This window comes from Nitrospira sp. ND1, from assembly GCF_900170025.1.
GTDB lineage: Bacteria > Nitrospirota > Nitrospiria > Nitrospirales > Nitrospiraceae > Nitrospira_A.
Window position 1 is genome coordinate 1,417,242 of record NZ_FWEX01000006.1, and the last position, 15,416, is coordinate 1,432,657.

A 15,416-nucleotide genomic window follows, 5' to 3' on the forward strand; every position below is an offset into this window, starting at 1 on the left:
CGCTCATCGACGGACTGCGAGTACGCCTGCGTCGGCCTCACGTGCGAGTGACCTCGGCTGGCTTCCGTCTCGAACGCCTCGCGACGGCATTCATGAATGCTCCGGGTTAATCCAGGGCGAGAGTCAGGCATTTGGCTGCGCCGCCCGACTTCATGAATTCGTCCAACTGAACGGGATGGGCGCGATAGCCTCGATCTTCCAGGAGCTTCGTCGTGAGCGGACAACCGGCGGGGATCACGACCTGTTTGCCGATACAGACCGCATTGCAGGCAAATCTAAGCGCTTCTTCTTGAGGCACCGCGAGCCGACGATCCTCCGGGACCCGTTCCGCGATGGCCGCCTGGCCGTAGGAATCGAAGGCCAAGGGGAGATAGAGCAGGTCCCCGCCGCTGAGCGGACAAAAACAGGTGTCGAGGTGATAGAAGCGGCTGTCGATCAATTCGAGAGGAATGATTTCCCGCTGGAAGATTTCGCTTAACTTCGGAAACGCCCGTATATCCGACCGCTGGCGGTATCCGCCGAACCAGGTGTCCGGAAATCCCAGCAGATCGCCGGCGCCTTCGAAATACAGGGACGGGTCGAGCGTCAATACTTCATATCCGCGTTCACCGAACCATCGCGCAAAATGCGCTTCCTCCCGCTGTCGCTCCGGATAGCGAAAGCGGCTCACCAGCGCGCGACGACCGACGACGACTCCCGCATTGGCCGTAAAGACCAGGTCGGGCAGCCCCTGAACAGGCTGCATCCGCTCAACCCCGACACCGACATCCTGCTCCAGCACGGTCATCAGCGCCTGCCATTGCCGGACGGCACGCGCTGGATCCACACCGTTTTCCCGCCGCATCCAGGGATTGATCTCGTAATCGATCTGAAAATAATCGGGGGGGCACACGAGCAGGCGGCTCATGGACGCCACCCGAGTTCACGCGCGAGTTCCGTGAGAAAGGAGGCGGCATCCATGACAAGGCCGACGGCTTGGAAACTGCCACGGTCAGCCAATTTCGTCGGCACCGCCGGATTCACATCGACGCACACCGTGGGCACGGTGGCCGGCAACAAATTGCCGGTCGCGATCGCATGCAGCGTGGATGCAACCAGTAAGGCAAGTCCGACCCCTGGAATTTCCGCGCGCATGGCCTGCTGCGCCGCCATGGAGTCCGTCAGCACCCCGGGCAAGGGACCGTCGTCGCGAATGGTGCCCGCCATCACCAGCTTCACATCGCACCGCACAGAGGCCGCCATGATTCCGCCGGTGATGACGCCCGACCGCACAGCCTGCTCGATGCTGCCGATGGTACGAATGCGATTGATGGTGCGCAGATGATGCTCATGCCCGTGCGGCACCGAACGGCCGGCCGTCAGCCCATACCCGAGCGACGTGCCGTAGAGTGCGGCTTCCATATCGTGCGCAGCCAAGGCATTGCCGCAGAACAAGACCTGTATGTACCCGGACTCGATCAACCACGCCAGGGCCTCTCGCCCCCCGGCGTGCACGATCGCCGGGCCGCCGGCAAAGAGCACCTTGGCCCCGGCGCGCCCCTGTCGATGCCATTCGCGCAACTTCTGCATGCGCTGAGCGATGTCGGCAATGACAGGGTGATGCGGCCGCTCCGACGACACCACAGATTCCATAAATCCGAACACGTCACGCTCGACAGGACGAGCGAGGGGTGTAACCCTGATTCCCTCCCGCCCGGTCACGATGAGGTCGCCGGCTGTCACCGCCCCCATGGGAACGGTCCTGGCGCGGGCCTTGGCCGGATCGACACAGATGCCAAGGTCCATTTCCATGCCCTCCACCTCCACCCACTCGCCATCCAGACGAATCTGGGTCGGCAAATGTGTCGTCGCATAGAACTGTTCGGGAAACACTCCCGGAGCCGGTGCCGGCTCGAAGCGACAGTCCGCTTCACGCTCAATGGCGGCACCGTGAGGTTGGATGGCCCGCAGAATTTCGGCCAACAGGCGGCCGGACGGGGCTCGCACCACAATCCGCGCCTGGGAAGAGGCATCCCTGGTCGCGCCGATCTTGACGTCCTGCAGATCGAAAGTACCGCCCATCATCAGAATCGTATCCAGGACTTTGGCCAGGATCAACGAATCGATAATGTGCCCCTGCAGGAACACGGTTTCTTGCGATGCGGTCATGACGGACCTCTCACGACTCGTGCCGGCGCCGGAGCGGAAGGCGTCCGGGAGGAACATGCCTGACTCTGTAAATTCTACCATCTGCCGGAAGGAATGAGGCGCGAGGGTCAGTCGCTTTTCTTCACCACTTCCCGCAGGACGCTCGTGGCGTAGGAACCGGGAGGGAGCCAGAAGCCAAGGGTCAGCACAGTGCCCTCCAGCGACCAGGACAACTCGTTGAGACGGACGCGCAGGGCTCGCCGTTCGCCACGGAATCCACATTCGGCGCCGGCTTTCGACAGAAGCTCCGGCGTGGTGCCCAGCTCAGCCACCACGGCCTGTTCAATGTCACCCGGGACCCCCGTCGCCCAGGGTGCGCGGGAGCCAAAGAGTGGTCCGGTCGGACTGATCTCAAACCGGTCGGCACGCGGCTGCTCGACCTCCGGCTGCTCTACAGGAAAACAGGCACCGTTGTCCGATTTCATCGCCCAGTCGCCCAGAAACACCCGGTCGATGCTCTCGATCCGTTTGGCGACGATGCGATTGAACACATGGGACTGGTAGGCATTCATGAACCAGATGCGTTTGTTGCGAGGCATCTTGTTCCGACGGGCCGCGTCCTGGAGCAACTCGGCACCCAATTGAAAGTTCGTCCCCGATCGCCCTTGCCGTTGCGGACCAAAATAGTTGGGGACGCCCCGCCGCACGAGTTCATCGAACAACTCTTGCAGGTCGTCTTCGCTGCGCTCCCGAACATCCCGGATCACCAGACGAAACTGGTTGCCCGCATGATGCCCCTTACGAAGCCGGTTGCGATGGCGCCCCAGGACTTCCAGCGCCAGCAACCGCTCGTCGGTGGGTAATGCCGAGATGGTCTCTGCCTTCACTCCCTGCAACGACAACATCTGCGTCGTCACGGCCTGCGCATCTTTCAGCCCGGCCACCCCGATGGTCTGGGCTTTCACGTGGAGCTGGGAGGCAAGTCGCAAGACGAGATCCGGCGTGGACAGCCCCCGTTTCTTTACCCGGATATACAGATGCTCACCTTCGCCGCAAGGCAAATACAGTGGCCGTTCCTCCACACAAAAATCATCCGGAGTACTGCGAATCCGGCCGCCGAGGGCAGGAACCGAGGCGGTCAAATAGGGCACCGTGTCATCGAGCCAGGACGGAGGCGGCATAGGTTTCCTTCTCGTGCTTCATCGGGCACAATTGCGGTCATTTGGGTAGGCACAGGCCCTACCCGTGTTATACTCGAATGAGGCCGTCCACGACTCCTGCAATTATCTGTAGACGAACCCGATGTCGATCCGATTTGGTCATATCTGCTGCGCCGTCTGGCTGCTGTGCTGCGCGATGACGGCCGGCTTCGCCCCCTCATCCATGGCCGCGACCCGGTTGAACGGCATCGATGTCTTCGCCCAATTCACCCAGCACATCCGCCGCCAGGCTGACACCGACAAGCAGGCCTTTGCTGTGGCCAGTCAATGCATGACCTGGTTCTACAAGCAGCAGCGGCACAAACCCGACCCGCCTGCCGTGCAGAACATTGCCTGGAGCCGACAGACAACGTCACCATGGATCTTCGCTGATTCTTCAGAGCAGGAAGGCTCCGACTGCCGCACGCGTTACCCGGGCGGGATCGACGCCGTTCGCAACGACTTCCAACGCACCCAGGCGTTTCTCTCCCTCAGCCTGACCTTTTACGAGTTCGCCCTGGTCGGGGACGGCGACGACAACTCGACCTACAGCAGCCGTGAACTGCACGACATGCTGATGGCGCTGAACCTGGCCGCTGAACCATCGCTTGGAGCGGATGCCCATCTCCGTTCCCTCACTTCACACTTCGATTCCCTACACGAAGCCCGGGGCATGGAAGCGCTCATGACCGGCATGGGCAAACTGTATGACCAGGGCTACCGCGTTACCACCGCAGACAAGGCGCATCTCAATCGAGTGATGGAATGATCTCCTCCTTGATGCGGTGGCAGGAGCTGACGCGCGTCTGGATCGGCCATTGGCTGAGCCGCCCCTTTCATCATCTGTTCAATGTGATGCCGGGGGTCGAAATCGGGCTGTCCGCGCCGGCCATCACCCGCCTCTCCCTCATCCATGCTCCGCTGGCGGGCCGGCGAGCCGTGCATCTCAGCGACCTCCATCTGGACCGCTATCGCCCCAGACACCGGGCGCTCGTCCGCACCGTCGCCGACTTGAGGCCGGATTGGATCTTTATCACCGGCGACCTCCTGAACGTCCGCGACGGCCTGCCGCATGTGCTTCGCTTTCTGACGGAACTCCGGCGTCTGGCACCGGTCTTCGTCACGCTCGGTAACCACGACCACTACAGTGGCATCCGGGTGGACGAATTTACCGAGCAATTCGACCGACGCAAGGTCACGCTCCTGCTCAACCAAGTCACGTTCCTGCCGATGGACACAGGGGAACTGGCCATCGTCGGGCTTGACGATCCGTCACTGCACCGTGCGGATCTCCGTTGCATTCCCTCATCGCGGGCGGGACGATTCACTCTCGTGCTGGCGCATGCGCCGAATATCCTGGACCAGCTCGCGCCTGAACACCACGTGGACTTGACCCTCTGCGGACACAGCCATGCCGGGCAGTGGCGGATCCCCTCCATTCCCACGTTCTGGTTGCCGCCGGGCTGCCATGGGCGGACAAACGGCATGTATACCAAAGGCACCCACCGGCTCTACGTGAACCGTGGGATCGGATGGTCGGTCATCCCCATGCGGTTGAATTGCCCGCCTGAAATCGTTCTGCTCGAATGGGCCGCGTAATCGTTCGACCATCTGCTCTGCCCGCTACGTTACCTTCTCATCGAATACGTTCCAACGCCTCGCGTGCCCGACTCCGCACCGTTTGATCCCAGTCTTCCTTGCTGACATAGGCCAACTTGTCCTTGGCCGCGCTGGCTCGCAACCGACCGAGGCCCAATGCCGCGCTGGATCGCACATAAGCATGGTCATCTTCCAAGGCCGCCAGGAGATGGGCCACAGCCGCGTCGTCGCCGATCACTCCCAGGTGGCTTGCCGCCATTCCCCGTACCTGATGTTGTTTGTCTCCCAACGCCCGCTTGAGGGTCGTCACAAATAATTCCTGGAACTGCGATGCGATCGCTTCGAGCCCAACCCGCCGGTATTCGTTCACCTCGATCACCGCGAATGCCAGCGTGAGTCGTTTGTCGGAGGCGGTCTGGCTCTCGAATAACTTGATCAATCGCGCCCGCTGCTGATTCCTTCGACGGCGTTTGACGATCTTTCCAATGAGGATCCACGCGACCGCCATGATCGCAAGCGACAGGGCGGCCAGGGGAAGCGCCTGGTCGATGATGAGGTCCTGCATGTCCGGTGACAGACGCTTCCACACCCAAACGCCGGATACAACAAGACCCAGCAGGAGAAGAATCGTGGTCAGATTGGCTTGGCCGGATTGCGCGTGACGAGGCATGGCAGGCGACATGATAGGGGGACGGTCTGTGCGGCGTCAACGCGACCTTGGGCGGCCGACTCTTGACAGCTACCCGATGGGATGACTAGGCTGCGCGCGCAATGGAGTTACCCGACCTCAAAGACGATCCACACCTCAAAGTCCTGCGCCCGTTGGTCGAGACCTACCTCGCCTTTTGGCGCATGGATAGCCGTCACGTGCGTTCGTTGAAGCTGACCCCCTCCCAATTCGACGTGATTGCCACGTTGGGCGATACCAAAGGACTGACCTGCGCCGAACTCTCTACCGCCACCTTGGTGACCAAGGGGACCCTGACCGGCGTGCTGGACCGCCTGGAGGATAAGGGGTTGATTCGACGCACGCCGGTCGCCGATGACCGACGAAGCACGCGCATCTGCCTGACCGAGAAAGGCGACCGCCTGTTCAAGAAAACATTTGCGGCCCACATCGCATTTTTACGCCCCTTTTTCGAACGAGCGCTCACCACCGCAGAAGCGGAGCAATTGCGCACGCTCCTCCGCCGCCTCCACCGGAGCTTTCAGGAGAAGCCGACGGCATGATCCGGGTCACGGTGCTGGGCTCAGGCACAAACGTTCACCCGACACGCGCTGCGGCCGGGTACCTGGTTCAGACCGACCAGACTTTTCTCCTCGACTTCGGACCCCGCACGCTCAGCAACTTGATCACCAGCGGTGTCGATCGGCACCGGATTACACATATTCTGTTTTCTCATTTCCACGCCGACCACTTTGCGGATTTCATTCCCTTCTTCTTCGATGCCGTCATCTTCTGCAAGTACCAAGGCGGCACCAGACCTCCGTTGACCCTGATCGGTCCGCATGGCACCGCCAAGTTGATGCGCGCGATGATGACGACATTCCCGAGTTTCAACCGCGCACCGTTTCGCGTCACGGTTCGAGAAGTCTCCGATCGCGCCTTCCGCCTCGGCGATACCCGCATCAAACCCGGGACGGTGACCCATGCGCCTCGACTGCATTGCGTAGGCTACCGCATCGAATATCAGGACCATGTCGTCACCTACTCGGGAGATTCCCTCTATTGCGACAACCTGGTCCGTCTCTGCCACGAGGCGGATCTTGCCATTCTGGACTGTTCCTTTCCGGAAAACCGCCCGGGCGCAGGACATCTCCACGCCGGGCTCTGCGGCCGCGTGGCGCAGGAAGCCGGCATCAACCAACTTGTACTGTCCCATTTTTATCCGATTGCAGAACGGTATGACGTCTGCGCACAGGCGGGAAACTATTTCTCAGGACGCATTCGGATGGCGCGGGACCTGCTCAAGCTCAAAGCTTAGCTAGGAACCGTCGGTGGTTCGTTCTAGAACATAAAAGAGAGAGGCACGCTGGCGAGAACAGACGAGCAGGATGCTCAAAAAGCCCGTCCAGCAAGGCCGCAGCGAGTGAAGATCCGAGGCGTACCCTTGCGGTACGTTGAGGATCTGGACGAAGCGAGACGAAGCTGACGGACTTTTTCAGCATCCTGCTACAGCCCTTCTTCTCGTTGCTCACACCCCAATATTTCAATGAAGCGAGGCAGGCGGGTCTTTTTCAGCGGCTCATCGAGCTTATTGTAGATGGCGAGCAGATTCTTGATCATACGGGCGAGAATCGCGCGAGTGGGACTCTTCTGGAGAAACCGGTCTTCGAATCCGTAACCGGCTTCCGTCAGGAAACGGGCGCAGTTTTTCTCCGTCAGCAGTGCGCCCCCGTTGAAACAATCGATGAAGATCTTATACCGATCGGAGTCGAACTTCACGAGGAAGTGGCCCGGCATGCCGATCCCCTGCACCGGCAGGTGCAACCGCTTTCCAATGAGCAGATACACGGTTGAAAGACTGATCGGGATTCCTGTTCGCCGGTCCATCACACAGTTGAGATAACTGTTCTCGACCTCATAGTAGTTCTTGGTGTTTCCTCTAAACCCCGCTTCGGTGAACAGGTAGCGATTGAGCGCCTTGACAGTCTCTTCCCCTGAGACCCGGGACCCGATCTGCTCCCGCACATCCTGAGCCATACGATCCAATTGTCGCTGATAGCTCTGGACGTCAAGCGTCGGATAGGCATACCGCGCCAACAGGAACGCCCCCGTTTCAAGATCGATGTGATCTTCCGGAAGGGCGATGAGATCCCGGAGTTCTTCTTCCAGCCTGGTCCCGCGGATTTCCTCCAGCACCGTGACGATACGATCGGCCATCTCCGGCTGCTCGATCTCCGCTTCCTGCAGGAGCGGCACGGCGGAGTCGCCGAAATCGATGAGCTTCCCGCTGATCGTCTTGACGATCCGTTCGTCCTCATCGCCGAGGAGTCGAATCAAGGCGCGGATTTGGCTTTCATTCACAAACATGGAAGGACTCCGCTGCGCAATCCCATTCACCCGATCGCCCGCCGGAAAGCGCGCGCGCCGCCATAGAGGCACAGCGCATCGAACAACACCATCACCCCGATGACCATGCCGACATGGGGCAGGGCTTCAGCCCATCCCTGCAGAATGAGCGGCCGCACGGCATCAATCGCCCAGGTCATGGGATTAAACTGCGCGAGAAAACCCATCCAGCCCGGCATCGCCGCCAGCGGCACCAGGGCCGAGCTCAAGAAAATCATGGGCAGGGAGAGAAACCCGAGGACCGAGAAAAAATCGCCGTGGCTTTTCACTGAAAAGGCCATGGCCATGGAAATCGCCGTCAGCCCGACACCGAACATCATGCCGATGAACAAGATCGTCGCCACCCCCAACAATCCCGTGACCGGCTGCACCCCGAACAACCAGGCCACACCAAGAATGACCAGCACTTGCAGCGACGTGATGGTCGTCACAAAAATGAACCGGCTCAGAATCACCGACGTGCGGTGAATCGGGGTGGACATCAGCCGTTCGAGAAACCCGTTCTCCTTGTCGAAGAGCAGATCCACGCCACCGGCCAATCCGTTGTTCAACACCGTCATAACGACCACACCGGCGGTCAGAAAGCTGATGTAGCTCGACGCTTGCGTCACCTGCATGTCTGCGGCGCGTTGAAACAAATTCCCGAAGAAGATCAACCAGAATAACATCGGCTGGACCAGGGTAAAGAGCATGCTGAACTTTTCCCGGCTCAGCCGGCGCACCCAGCGCATCGTCAGTGCCCGAATCTCCTGCCAATATTCTTTCATAGACCCTTCACAACGCTCTTGATCGAGCCTTACTGACCCTCTGCCTTCGGTTGGTCGTCTTTGATAGACCGCCCCGTATGGGCAATAAACACATCATCCAATCGCGGCCGGTGATAGTCGATGAACTCCAGCTGACAGGTCAGACGATTCGCCGCTTCAAGAATGGCCGGCAGGGCCTTCTCGGGAGAATCGACTCGAATATCCAGCCCGGTCGGGGTGGTCGTCACAGCTCGAATGGCCGGCAGATTCTTCACCGCCGCCGCAAGCAACTCGACACGTTCATGCTCCCGCACCGTCAGCGACACCAAGTCTCCGCCCAAACCGGCTTTCAACTCGTTGGGAACGCCCAGGGCCTTGATCCGACCTCCGTCAATGATAGCGATCCGATCACAGAGCTGATCGGCCTCATCCAGATAGTTGGTGGTCATGACGACGGTAATGCCCCGCTCCCGCATGGCCCGGACATGATCCCAAATGCGCAACCGGCTTTGTACATCCAAGCCGAGCGTCGGCTCGTCGAGAAAGAGGATCTTCGGGTCGGGCAAGAGACCGCAGGCGATATCCAATTTCCGTTTCATGCCACCGGAATAGGTCTTTGCGGGACGATCAGCCTGCTGCTCTAATTCAACCAGCTTCAATAATTGGGGAATACGTGTGGACGCGTCTTCAGGCGACAGGTGATAGAGATCGGCGAGTAGCTCGAGATGTTCCCGCCCCGTCAGGAACCGATCGATCGCCCGCTCCTGAGGCACGTACCCGATCGTCTTCCTGACGCGGTCGGCATCCTTCACCGAATCCATGCCGAGAATCGTCGCCGACCCGGATGTGGGATGGAGCAGCGTGATCAGGATACGGAGTGTGGTACTCTTACCGGCGCCGTTCGGGCCGAGCAGACCGAATATCTCTCCCGCATAGACCTGAAAGGACAGGTCATCAACGGCACGGACCTTCTCGTACGTTTTCCCGAGATGCGACACCTCGATGGCGACCGCCCGCGACATCAGCCCCACCCTCCGGCACCGTGCCGCTCCGCCAGCTTGAACTGGATGAGGTCGCTGAGACGGCGGGCCTGCTGCGGCACATGGTCCGCTTCCAGCAAAAACTGCTTCTCCAGCGGGGTGCAGTCGAGATACGTCGAGAGGGAATTCACGAACACCTCGTCGCTCACATCGGGCCGGACCAGGCTGTGCAGCGGCGAGGCTTCCTCATCGGCCTTGAGATATTCGTCGAGCACGTCCGTCAGATAGCGGCGTAGCGCCGGCTCCATGGAGACAGCGCCTTCCCGCGGCTTCAGCGCGACCCGGGCTTCGCGATAACTCTTCTCATAAAACTCTTCGTGTATTTCATAGCGCTCAAGGCCTTGGAGGAGGATGTTCGAGCGGCCATCGGGCAAGGCTTGAACACTGGCCAACCGTCCGACACACCCGATCGAAAAGATCGGGGGATTTCCGTCGTACTGTTCTTCCCATCCTTCTTTAAGCAACGCCATCCCGATGCATTGCCCTCCCGCCGCCGCATCCGCTACCATCTGGCGGTAGCGCGGTTCGAACACATGGAGCGGCAGATAGGTTTTGGGAAAGAAGACGAGGTTGGGAAGGGGAAACAACGGAATGCGCTCCGGCACCGGAAACGGCTGCGCCTTTCCCGATAACTCCCGGCTCGACTGGTCACGTTCGGGCTCAAGAAACATGGCTCACGATAGCTGATGCTTTGCAAAATTGTCAACGCTTCCGGGCAAGGCAGTCACGGAAATGACCCTCGCAAAACCCTCATGAATACTGGCGTTCCGTCGGTCCCTCATCAAATATGGCACCGCATCATAGGCCGCCACTCCTCACCGCGCACAGGCGACAGCCGGTGAGTCGGACGTGATCACAGTGCGCCATTCTGCATTCGCCGCCCTGGCGGTTATGGTCGTGCTTCTGACCGGCACCGTTCATTCTGTGGCAACGGACAACCAGGCACCGTCATTTGACACCGCCAAGCCCGGCTACCGGTATGAATTTCCTAAAGACCATGGCGCCCACGAACGGTTTCGTACTGAATGGTGGTATTACACCGGCCATCTCACGGCTGCCGGAGGCCGGCAGTTCGGATTTGAGCTCACCTTTTTCAGGCGAGGCATTCCACCGGAACAAGTCCGGACTCAGCCCTCGCAGTGGTCGATTCAACAACTCTATCTGGCCCACTTCGCCCTCACCGACCTCGACGGCAACCGATTCCTTTTTGCCGATAAACTCAGTCGCGAAGGTCTCGGAAAGGCCGGCGCGGAGACGGACCGGCTGCATGTCTGGATCGATCGCTGGTCAGCCACCATGGATGATCCCACGTCGTCCCGACAGAAGCTCCAGGCCGCCACCGATGCATTTGCGATCGATTTGCAGGTCACCCCGGGGAAGTCGCTCGTGCTCCACGGCCGGGAGGGCATCAGCCGCAAGGGCGCGCGACCTGAGCAGGCCTCTCACTATTATTCGTTCACCCACCTGACAACCGAGGGGGAGATTCGCATCGGCGCGGACACCTTTTCCGTCTCCGGTCTCAGCTGGATGGATCACGAATTCGGCTCAGCCGATCTGGAGCGGGATGTCGTGGGATGGGACTGGTTCAGCCTGCAGTTGAGCGACGCGACCGAACTGATGTGGTATTCCCTGCGGCGGGCCGATGGATCGGCGGACCCCGTCTCCAGCGGCACCTTGGTCTTTGCCGATGGACGAACTCAGCCGCTCACGGCCCGGGACCTCACCGTTGAGTCGCTCGACTATTGGACAAGCCCGCGATCGAAGGCGCAGTATCCGCAACAGTGGCGAATCACGGCGCCCAGCCTGGGACTCAATCTGGATGTGCGATCGTTGCTCGCCGACCAGGAACTGAATACCGCGCGCAGCACCCGCGTGGTGTACTGGGAAGGGGCCGTATCCGCCACCGGACAGGCCCACGGCACAGCCGTCACGGGACGTGGCTATGTCGAACTCACGGGATACGCCGAGCGCTTCACCCAGCGACTGTAGCCACTCGCCTGATGTCTACCTTGACTCAATCGCCACGCTATGGTTAGGTCTGCGGCCATTGTGATGACACGACGAACTCGAATGGCTGCCCTGCTCCGGACATCCGTCTGCCTGGTCGGCTTGTTCCTCCTGGCCTGCGGGTCGCGCGAAGCGGCGGTGGTCTCGATCGCGCTCCATCCGTCGAACCCCAACATCGTCTATGTCGCGACGAACGAAGCCGTGCACAAGACCCGCGACGGTGGCGCGACCTGGGAACAGTTTCAGGCGTTCACGGCCCGCCGCGTGACGACCCTGGCGATCGACCCGAAACTCCCTGCCACGGTCTACGCGGGCACAATGGGCGATGCCATCTACAAGAGCCCGGACGGCGGGCAGCATTGGCTCCCGCACAATGTCGGGCTCAAAGAGCATGTGTCCTTCGTCAATGAAATCATCTTCCATCCCGACAATACCGAGCTCATCTACCTTGCCACGACGGTCGGCGCCTTTGTCAGCAAAAACGGAGGCCGGGAATGGGAAGAGCGGATGGCGGGCATGAAGGAAGTGCATATCGTCACCTGCATCACCATGGATCATCAACACCCTCGCGTCTTGTACGCCGGGACGACAGGCGGCACCTATCGCAGTGAAGACGGCGGCACGACCTGGCAGAAGAAAAACAACGGACTCATACCTGACGATGTGCTGAACGCCGCCATGGCGCTCGGGGTGAATATGCTGGCGGTCGATCCGCGTAATTCCGACATCGTCTACGCCGCCACCACCAAGGGGCTTTTTCGATCCACCAACCGGGCCGACTACTGGGAACAGATCGGCCAGAACCTGGCCAATCAATTCATCAGCACCCTGGCCCTGCATCCGACCGATCCCAACATTGTGTACATCGGTGGCCCGGAGGGTATTCTCAAGACCGTCGATGGCGGGAAAACCTGGCAAGCCCACAACCAGGGACTGACGACCATGAATGTGCGGACGATCAGCCTCAGCCCGAGCGATCCTCAACTGCTCTATCTGGGGACCAATGGTAGCGGGTTGTATCGGTCGATCAACGGCGGCGCACAGTGGACCCCGATCCCCCTGACCAGTCACGCGCAAGCGGCGCCCGCGCCGTAGGATTGGCGAGATCTCCCGATGCCGATCGTCCTGCTCATCAGACATGGAGAAACGGAGTGGAATCGATCCGGCCGGGTGATGGGCGATCAACCGATTCCCCTCAACCGGACCGGCGAAGAACAGGCCCGCACCTGCGCCGGCATCCTGTCTCGCACCCCGATCGCGGCCATCTACACCAGCCCGGTCCTGCGGGCCGCGCAGACCGCCGAGATTCTACGTGGGCCACAGGAGATCCCGCTACATCAGGTTCCCGGGCTGAGTGAGATCGGCGTGGGGAATTGGATCAATCGCTATTGGCATGAATTCGCCGACGACCCGGCCAAGCGGGAGTGGTACACCCACCCGGACCGGGCCCGGCCTTCCGGCGGAGAAACGCTGCGCGAGGTGCAACAGCGGGCGGTGGCGGCAGTGGAACAAGCCCTCGCGCCCGCCCACGACAGCCCCGTCGTGATCGTGTCCCACGGGGATGTCATTCGGGCGATTCTCGCGCACTACCTGCAGCTCGACCTGGCGATCATCCGCCAGGCTCGCATCGATCACGTGGCGGTCAGCGGGTTGGACCTGACAGGCACCGCAGCCCAGCTGCTGTTCCTCAACCATCGCCCCGGCTTAGAAACGCTTCTGTAGTCGACCACCCTACCTTCTAGGGTTGGGCGGCAGCAGGGGCCGCAGCTTCTGCGCCCTTGCCGTAGTACCGGCTGCCATACCGTTTCAATTCCTCCGACAATGCCGACCATTCCTCGGCTGTCAGCAAGGACTTCATCTTGAACCGAAGGCTGAGCATCCGTGCGGACGAACGCATCCGGTTGTTGTTCAACTCGTCCAGAATTTTCGTAAACTCCTCCGGCGTCGCCGCATAGTTGGCGTTCAGCTCGTAGAGCGCGCGATGAGACTGGCGATGCTGCTCCCGTGCCGACTTGATCTCCGTGATCATCTCTCCCATCACCGTATTGACCTGCTTCGCGGTCTCCGGATTTTTGACATGCTTTTCAACCAAGCCGTTCACATCCTGAGAAGCCTTGCTCCAATAATAGTCGCCCTTCCCATGTCCATAACTCCCGTGGTGATGGGATGAACAACCGGTCAATCCGGTCACAAGCACGGCGATGAGGACAACCAAGGATCGATAACGCATTACAGCCTCCATACATAAGAAAAATGAATGCCTCGCACGAAAACGCGTTGCGCCGCACGTCGTTCCTCCCGTAAGCTTCCTTTGAACAGGGCACCGCACAGGAGACCGACATGGGCACACAGAAGGACCACCGGCAGGGAACAGGCTCGGTGGAATCGCTCCGGGACGAATTCCGGGAGCATCTCCACATATTCTACAGCACGCTCAAGCTGGCCGCGCCCTACGACACGGTCGAGAAAGCCCTGGGAGCCCTGACCGCGAGACTCAAAACGTTGTCGCCAGAAGAACTCCAACAGGTATCCACGGACTCGTCCTTGCGATGGACGTGCTTCCGGCAGGCCTTCGTCGAATCCGGCCTGAGCGCGAAGCATCGCGGGATCATCGCCGGCCTGGCACGATCCGGAGCGGCACTGGACCTGCCGCCTGAATTCGAGCCCCTGCTCAACCTCTATCGTCCGACCAGCTAGCCCGCATTATTCATGAGCGCTTCTGCTGCAATCGCGGATTCGCAGCTGCGACAGGCCTATCGGCGGGCGGGCACGCCGCTCGTCTCGCATCGCGACTCCGCAATCTCGCGACGAACCATCATGAATAATGCGGGCTAGGCCGCCCCTTCACTCTTCAACGCCACGTCGCGCAGCTCCGTATAGACCTGCATCAGCCTCGTATTTTCGATGCGATAGGCCACCGTAATCGTCAGCAGGCCGAATGCGACCACGATCATTCCCACCCCGGTAACGCCGATGCCCAGCAGGACACTCCCCAGTGAGTCGAGCCCGCCCTGCAGCAGATAGGTAATCACGAACCCGAGCGTCCCGAGCCCCACCAGACTGAACCACAGAAACGTGAGAATCGAAGAGGACCAGGGCACCCGCTTCGTGCACACCAGCTTCAGGCCCTCCGGTTCCGGCGCCCATTCGATGGAGCCCTTCAGCGGCCAGGCCGTTCTGAACCGCAGGGAAAAGAGGCGATGGGTCGGCCTGATGACCATCCGGTTTGCCTCCGGAAAGACCCGTGCGACGCCGTGGGGCAGACTCAAGAAGCCGTTCTGATCGAAGGTGCGCAGCAGTTGGGGAATGGTCAGCGCAGCGAACCGGTCCTGCACCCGCCCGATCCCGTACCCGTACCGACTGGCGTCGGACGAGAGACGGGCAAAGTACATCCAGTCACCGACGATCAACCCGACAAACAACACGATGGCAAACGCACCGGCCAAGATCATAGCGGAAACTTCCCATAGGGGTTCACGGAGAATCAAGCCCGGACGGTATACAGGAGCACTCAAAAACCCGAGGAACCAGTTGACTCCCCATGAGTGCTTTGGCTACATTAAGCCCGTTCTTGTCCGGCGGGTGAGGACGAGTCATCCGGATTGCGGTCCCGCCTTCATAGATT

At 60.5% G+C, this 15,416-nt stretch carries 18 protein-coding genes; 8 read left to right on the forward strand and 10 right to left on the reverse strand.

Annotation, left to right across the window (positions count from 1 at the left end; genetic code table 11):
* Positions 1-106 precede the first annotated feature (106 nt).
* The 3 genes from NSND_RS11250 to truD all read right to left on the reverse strand — a co-directional run bounded on the left by NSND_RS11250 (position 107) and on the right by truD (position 3,308).
* Positions 107-907 (reverse strand): dimethylarginine dimethylaminohydrolase family protein, encoded by an 801-nt coding sequence (locus NSND_RS11250; protein ID WP_080879099.1) that lies wholly within the window; start codon positions 905-907, stop codon positions 107-109.
* Positions 904-2,148: an ornithine cyclodeaminase, nickel-pincer nucleotide-dependent gene (locus tag NSND_RS11255; RefSeq protein ID WP_080880862.1), complete on the reverse strand. Its 1,245-nt coding sequence runs from the start codon at positions 2,146-2,148 to the stop codon at positions 904-906. Before NSND_RS11255 ends, NSND_RS11250 begins: the two co-directional genes overlap by 4 nt.
* A gap of 107 nt (positions 2,149-2,255) precedes the next feature.
* Positions 2,256-3,308 (reverse strand): tRNA pseudouridine(13) synthase TruD, encoded by a 1,053-nt coding sequence (truD, locus tag NSND_RS11260; RefSeq protein ID WP_080879100.1) that lies wholly within the window; start codon positions 3,306-3,308, stop codon positions 2,256-2,258.
* A 121-nt stretch (positions 3,309-3,429) separates the two neighbouring features.
* Here truD and NSND_RS11265 point away from each other — a divergent pair, with 121 nt between their 5' ends.
* Together NSND_RS11265 and NSND_RS11270 are read left to right on the forward strand one after the other, a co-directional pair.
* Positions 3,430-4,095 carry a hypothetical protein gene (locus NSND_RS11265; RefSeq protein ID WP_080879101.1) on the forward strand — a complete coding sequence of 222 codons (666 nt, stop codon included), beginning with the start codon at positions 3,430-3,432 and terminating at the stop codon, positions 4,093-4,095.
* Positions 4,092-4,925 (forward strand): metallophosphoesterase, encoded by an 834-nt coding sequence (locus tag NSND_RS11270; protein WP_080879102.1) that lies wholly within the window; start codon positions 4,092-4,094, stop codon positions 4,923-4,925. The genes NSND_RS11265 and NSND_RS11270 overlap by 4 nt, the downstream gene beginning before the upstream one ends.
* Positions 4,926-4,962: 37 nt before the next feature.
* Here the strand turns inward: NSND_RS11270 and NSND_RS11275 are convergent, their stop codons facing one another.
* Positions 4,963-5,595, reverse strand: coding sequence for a HEAT repeat domain-containing protein (locus NSND_RS11275; RefSeq protein WP_159450756.1), 633 nt, complete (start codon positions 5,593-5,595; stop codon positions 4,963-4,965).
* A 101-nt stretch (positions 5,596-5,696) separates the two neighbouring features.
* Between NSND_RS11275 and NSND_RS11280 the strand changes: the two genes are divergently transcribed.
* Positions 5,697-6,155, forward strand: a complete 459-nt coding sequence (locus NSND_RS11280) for a MarR family winged helix-turn-helix transcriptional regulator (RefSeq protein ID WP_080879104.1) — start codon at positions 5,697-5,699, stop codon at positions 6,153-6,155.
* Positions 6,152-6,910, forward strand: coding sequence for an MBL fold metallo-hydrolase (locus tag NSND_RS11285; protein ID WP_080879105.1), 759 nt, complete (start codon positions 6,152-6,154; stop codon positions 6,908-6,910). The genes NSND_RS11280 and NSND_RS11285 overlap by 4 nt, the downstream gene beginning before the upstream one ends.
* Before the next feature lie 188 nt (positions 6,911-7,098).
* On the opposite strand, the gene NSND_RS11290 is transcribed toward NSND_RS11285, so the two are convergent.
* The 4 genes from NSND_RS11290 to NSND_RS11305 are packed head-to-tail and all read right to left on the reverse strand — an operon-like array spanning position 7,099 to position 10,455.
* Complete coding sequence (locus tag NSND_RS11290) at positions 7,099-7,959, reverse strand: SirB1 family protein (protein WP_080879106.1); 861 nt, start codon at positions 7,957-7,959, stop codon at positions 7,099-7,101.
* A 26-nt stretch (positions 7,960-7,985) separates the two neighbouring features.
* Positions 7,986-8,765: an ABC transporter permease gene (locus NSND_RS11295; RefSeq protein WP_080879107.1), complete on the reverse strand. Its 780-nt coding sequence runs from the start codon at positions 8,763-8,765 to the stop codon at positions 7,986-7,988.
* A gap of 29 nt (positions 8,766-8,794) precedes the next feature.
* Positions 8,795-9,766 carry an ATP-binding cassette domain-containing protein gene (locus NSND_RS11300; RefSeq protein WP_080879108.1) on the reverse strand — a complete coding sequence of 324 codons (972 nt, stop codon included), beginning with the start codon at positions 9,764-9,766 and terminating at the stop codon, positions 8,795-8,797.
* On the reverse strand, positions 9,766-10,455 hold the full coding sequence (locus NSND_RS11305; RefSeq protein ID WP_080879109.1) for an LON peptidase substrate-binding domain-containing protein: 690 nt from the start codon (positions 10,453-10,455) through the stop codon (positions 9,766-9,768). The genes NSND_RS11300 and NSND_RS11305 overlap by 1 nt, the downstream gene beginning before the upstream one ends.
* A 178-nt stretch (positions 10,456-10,633) precedes the next feature.
* Here NSND_RS11305 and NSND_RS11310 point away from each other — a divergent pair, with 178 nt between their 5' ends.
* From NSND_RS11310 to NSND_RS11320, 3 genes are all read left to right on the forward strand, one after another.
* Positions 10,634-11,773, forward strand: coding sequence for a lipocalin-like domain-containing protein (locus NSND_RS11310; protein WP_235000230.1), 1,140 nt, complete (start codon positions 10,634-10,636; stop codon positions 11,771-11,773).
* 81 nt (positions 11,774-11,854) lie between these two features.
* On the forward strand, positions 11,855-12,886 hold the full coding sequence (locus NSND_RS11315) for a WD40/YVTN/BNR-like repeat-containing protein (RefSeq protein ID WP_159450757.1): 1,032 nt from the start codon (positions 11,855-11,857) through the stop codon (positions 12,884-12,886).
* Positions 12,887-12,904: 18 nt separating this feature from the next.
* Positions 12,905-13,513 (forward strand): histidine phosphatase family protein, encoded by a 609-nt coding sequence (locus NSND_RS11320; protein ID WP_080879111.1) that lies wholly within the window; start codon positions 12,905-12,907, stop codon positions 13,511-13,513.
* 16 nt (positions 13,514-13,529) lie between these two features.
* Here the strand turns inward: NSND_RS11320 and NSND_RS11325 are convergent, their stop codons facing one another.
* Positions 13,530-14,021, reverse strand: a complete 492-nt coding sequence (locus tag NSND_RS11325) for a hypothetical protein (RefSeq protein WP_080879112.1) — start codon at positions 14,019-14,021, stop codon at positions 13,530-13,532.
* 110 nt (positions 14,022-14,131) lie between these two features.
* Here NSND_RS11325 and NSND_RS11330 point away from each other — a divergent pair, with 110 nt between their 5' ends.
* Positions 14,132-14,488: a hypothetical protein gene (locus NSND_RS11330; protein WP_080879113.1), complete on the forward strand. Its 357-nt coding sequence runs from the start codon at positions 14,132-14,134 to the stop codon at positions 14,486-14,488.
* Positions 14,489-14,622: 134 nt separating this feature from the next.
* On the opposite strand, the gene NSND_RS11335 is transcribed toward NSND_RS11330, so the two are convergent.
* Positions 14,623-15,243, reverse strand: a complete 621-nt coding sequence (locus NSND_RS11335) for a hypothetical protein (protein ID WP_080879114.1) — start codon at positions 15,241-15,243, stop codon at positions 14,623-14,625.
* Positions 15,244-15,416: the final 173 nt, after the last annotated feature.

Coding starts and splice junctions, on each gene's coding strand:
- NSND_RS11270 (WP_080879102.1), top strand. CDS start 4,092: ATGATCTCCTCCTTGATGCGGTGGCAGGAGCTGACGCGCGTCTGGATC.
- NSND_RS11265 (WP_080879101.1), top strand. CDS start 3,430: ATGTCGATCCGATTTGGTCATATCTGCTGCGCCGTCTGGCTGCTGTGC.
- NSND_RS11255 (WP_080880862.1), bottom strand. CDS start 2,148: ATGACCGCATCGCAAGAAACCGTGTTCCTGCAGGGGCACATTATCGAT.
- NSND_RS11250 (WP_080879099.1), bottom strand. CDS start 907: ATGAGCCGCCTGCTCGTGTGCCCCCCCGATTATTTTCAGATCGATTAC.
- NSND_RS11280 (WP_080879104.1), top strand. CDS start 5,697: ATGGAGTTACCCGACCTCAAAGACGATCCACACCTCAAAGTCCTGCGC.
- NSND_RS11325 (WP_080879112.1), bottom strand. CDS start 14,021: ATGCGTTATCGATCCTTGGTTGTCCTCATCGCCGTGCTTGTGACCGGA.
- NSND_RS11295 (WP_080879107.1), bottom strand. CDS start 8,765: ATGAAAGAATATTGGCAGGAGATTCGGGCACTGACGATGCGCTGGGTG.
- truD (WP_080879100.1), bottom strand. CDS start 3,308: ATGCCGCCTCCGTCCTGGCTCGATGACACGGTGCCCTATTTGACCGCC.
- NSND_RS11290 (WP_080879106.1), bottom strand. CDS start 7,959: ATGTTTGTGAATGAAAGCCAAATCCGCGCCTTGATTCGACTCCTCGGC.
- NSND_RS11275 (WP_159450756.1), bottom strand. CDS start 5,595: ATGCCTCGTCACGCGCAATCCGGCCAAGCCAATCTGACCACGATTCTT.
- NSND_RS11335 (WP_080879114.1), bottom strand. CDS start 15,243: ATGATCTTGGCCGGTGCGTTTGCCATCGTGTTGTTTGTCGGGTTGATC.
- NSND_RS11300 (WP_080879108.1), bottom strand. CDS start 9,766: ATGTCGCGGGCGGTCGCCATCGAGGTGTCGCATCTCGGGAAAACGTAC.
- NSND_RS11285 (WP_080879105.1), top strand. CDS start 6,152: ATGATCCGGGTCACGGTGCTGGGCTCAGGCACAAACGTTCACCCGACA.
- NSND_RS11330 (WP_080879113.1), top strand. CDS start 14,132: ATGGGCACACAGAAGGACCACCGGCAGGGAACAGGCTCGGTGGAATCG.
- NSND_RS11320 (WP_080879111.1), top strand. CDS start 12,905: ATGCCGATCGTCCTGCTCATCAGACATGGAGAAACGGAGTGGAATCGA.
- NSND_RS11315 (WP_159450757.1), top strand. CDS start 11,855: ATGGCTGCCCTGCTCCGGACATCCGTCTGCCTGGTCGGCTTGTTCCTC.
- NSND_RS11305 (WP_080879109.1), bottom strand. CDS start 10,455: ATGTTTCTTGAGCCCGAACGTGACCAGTCGAGCCGGGAGTTATCGGGA.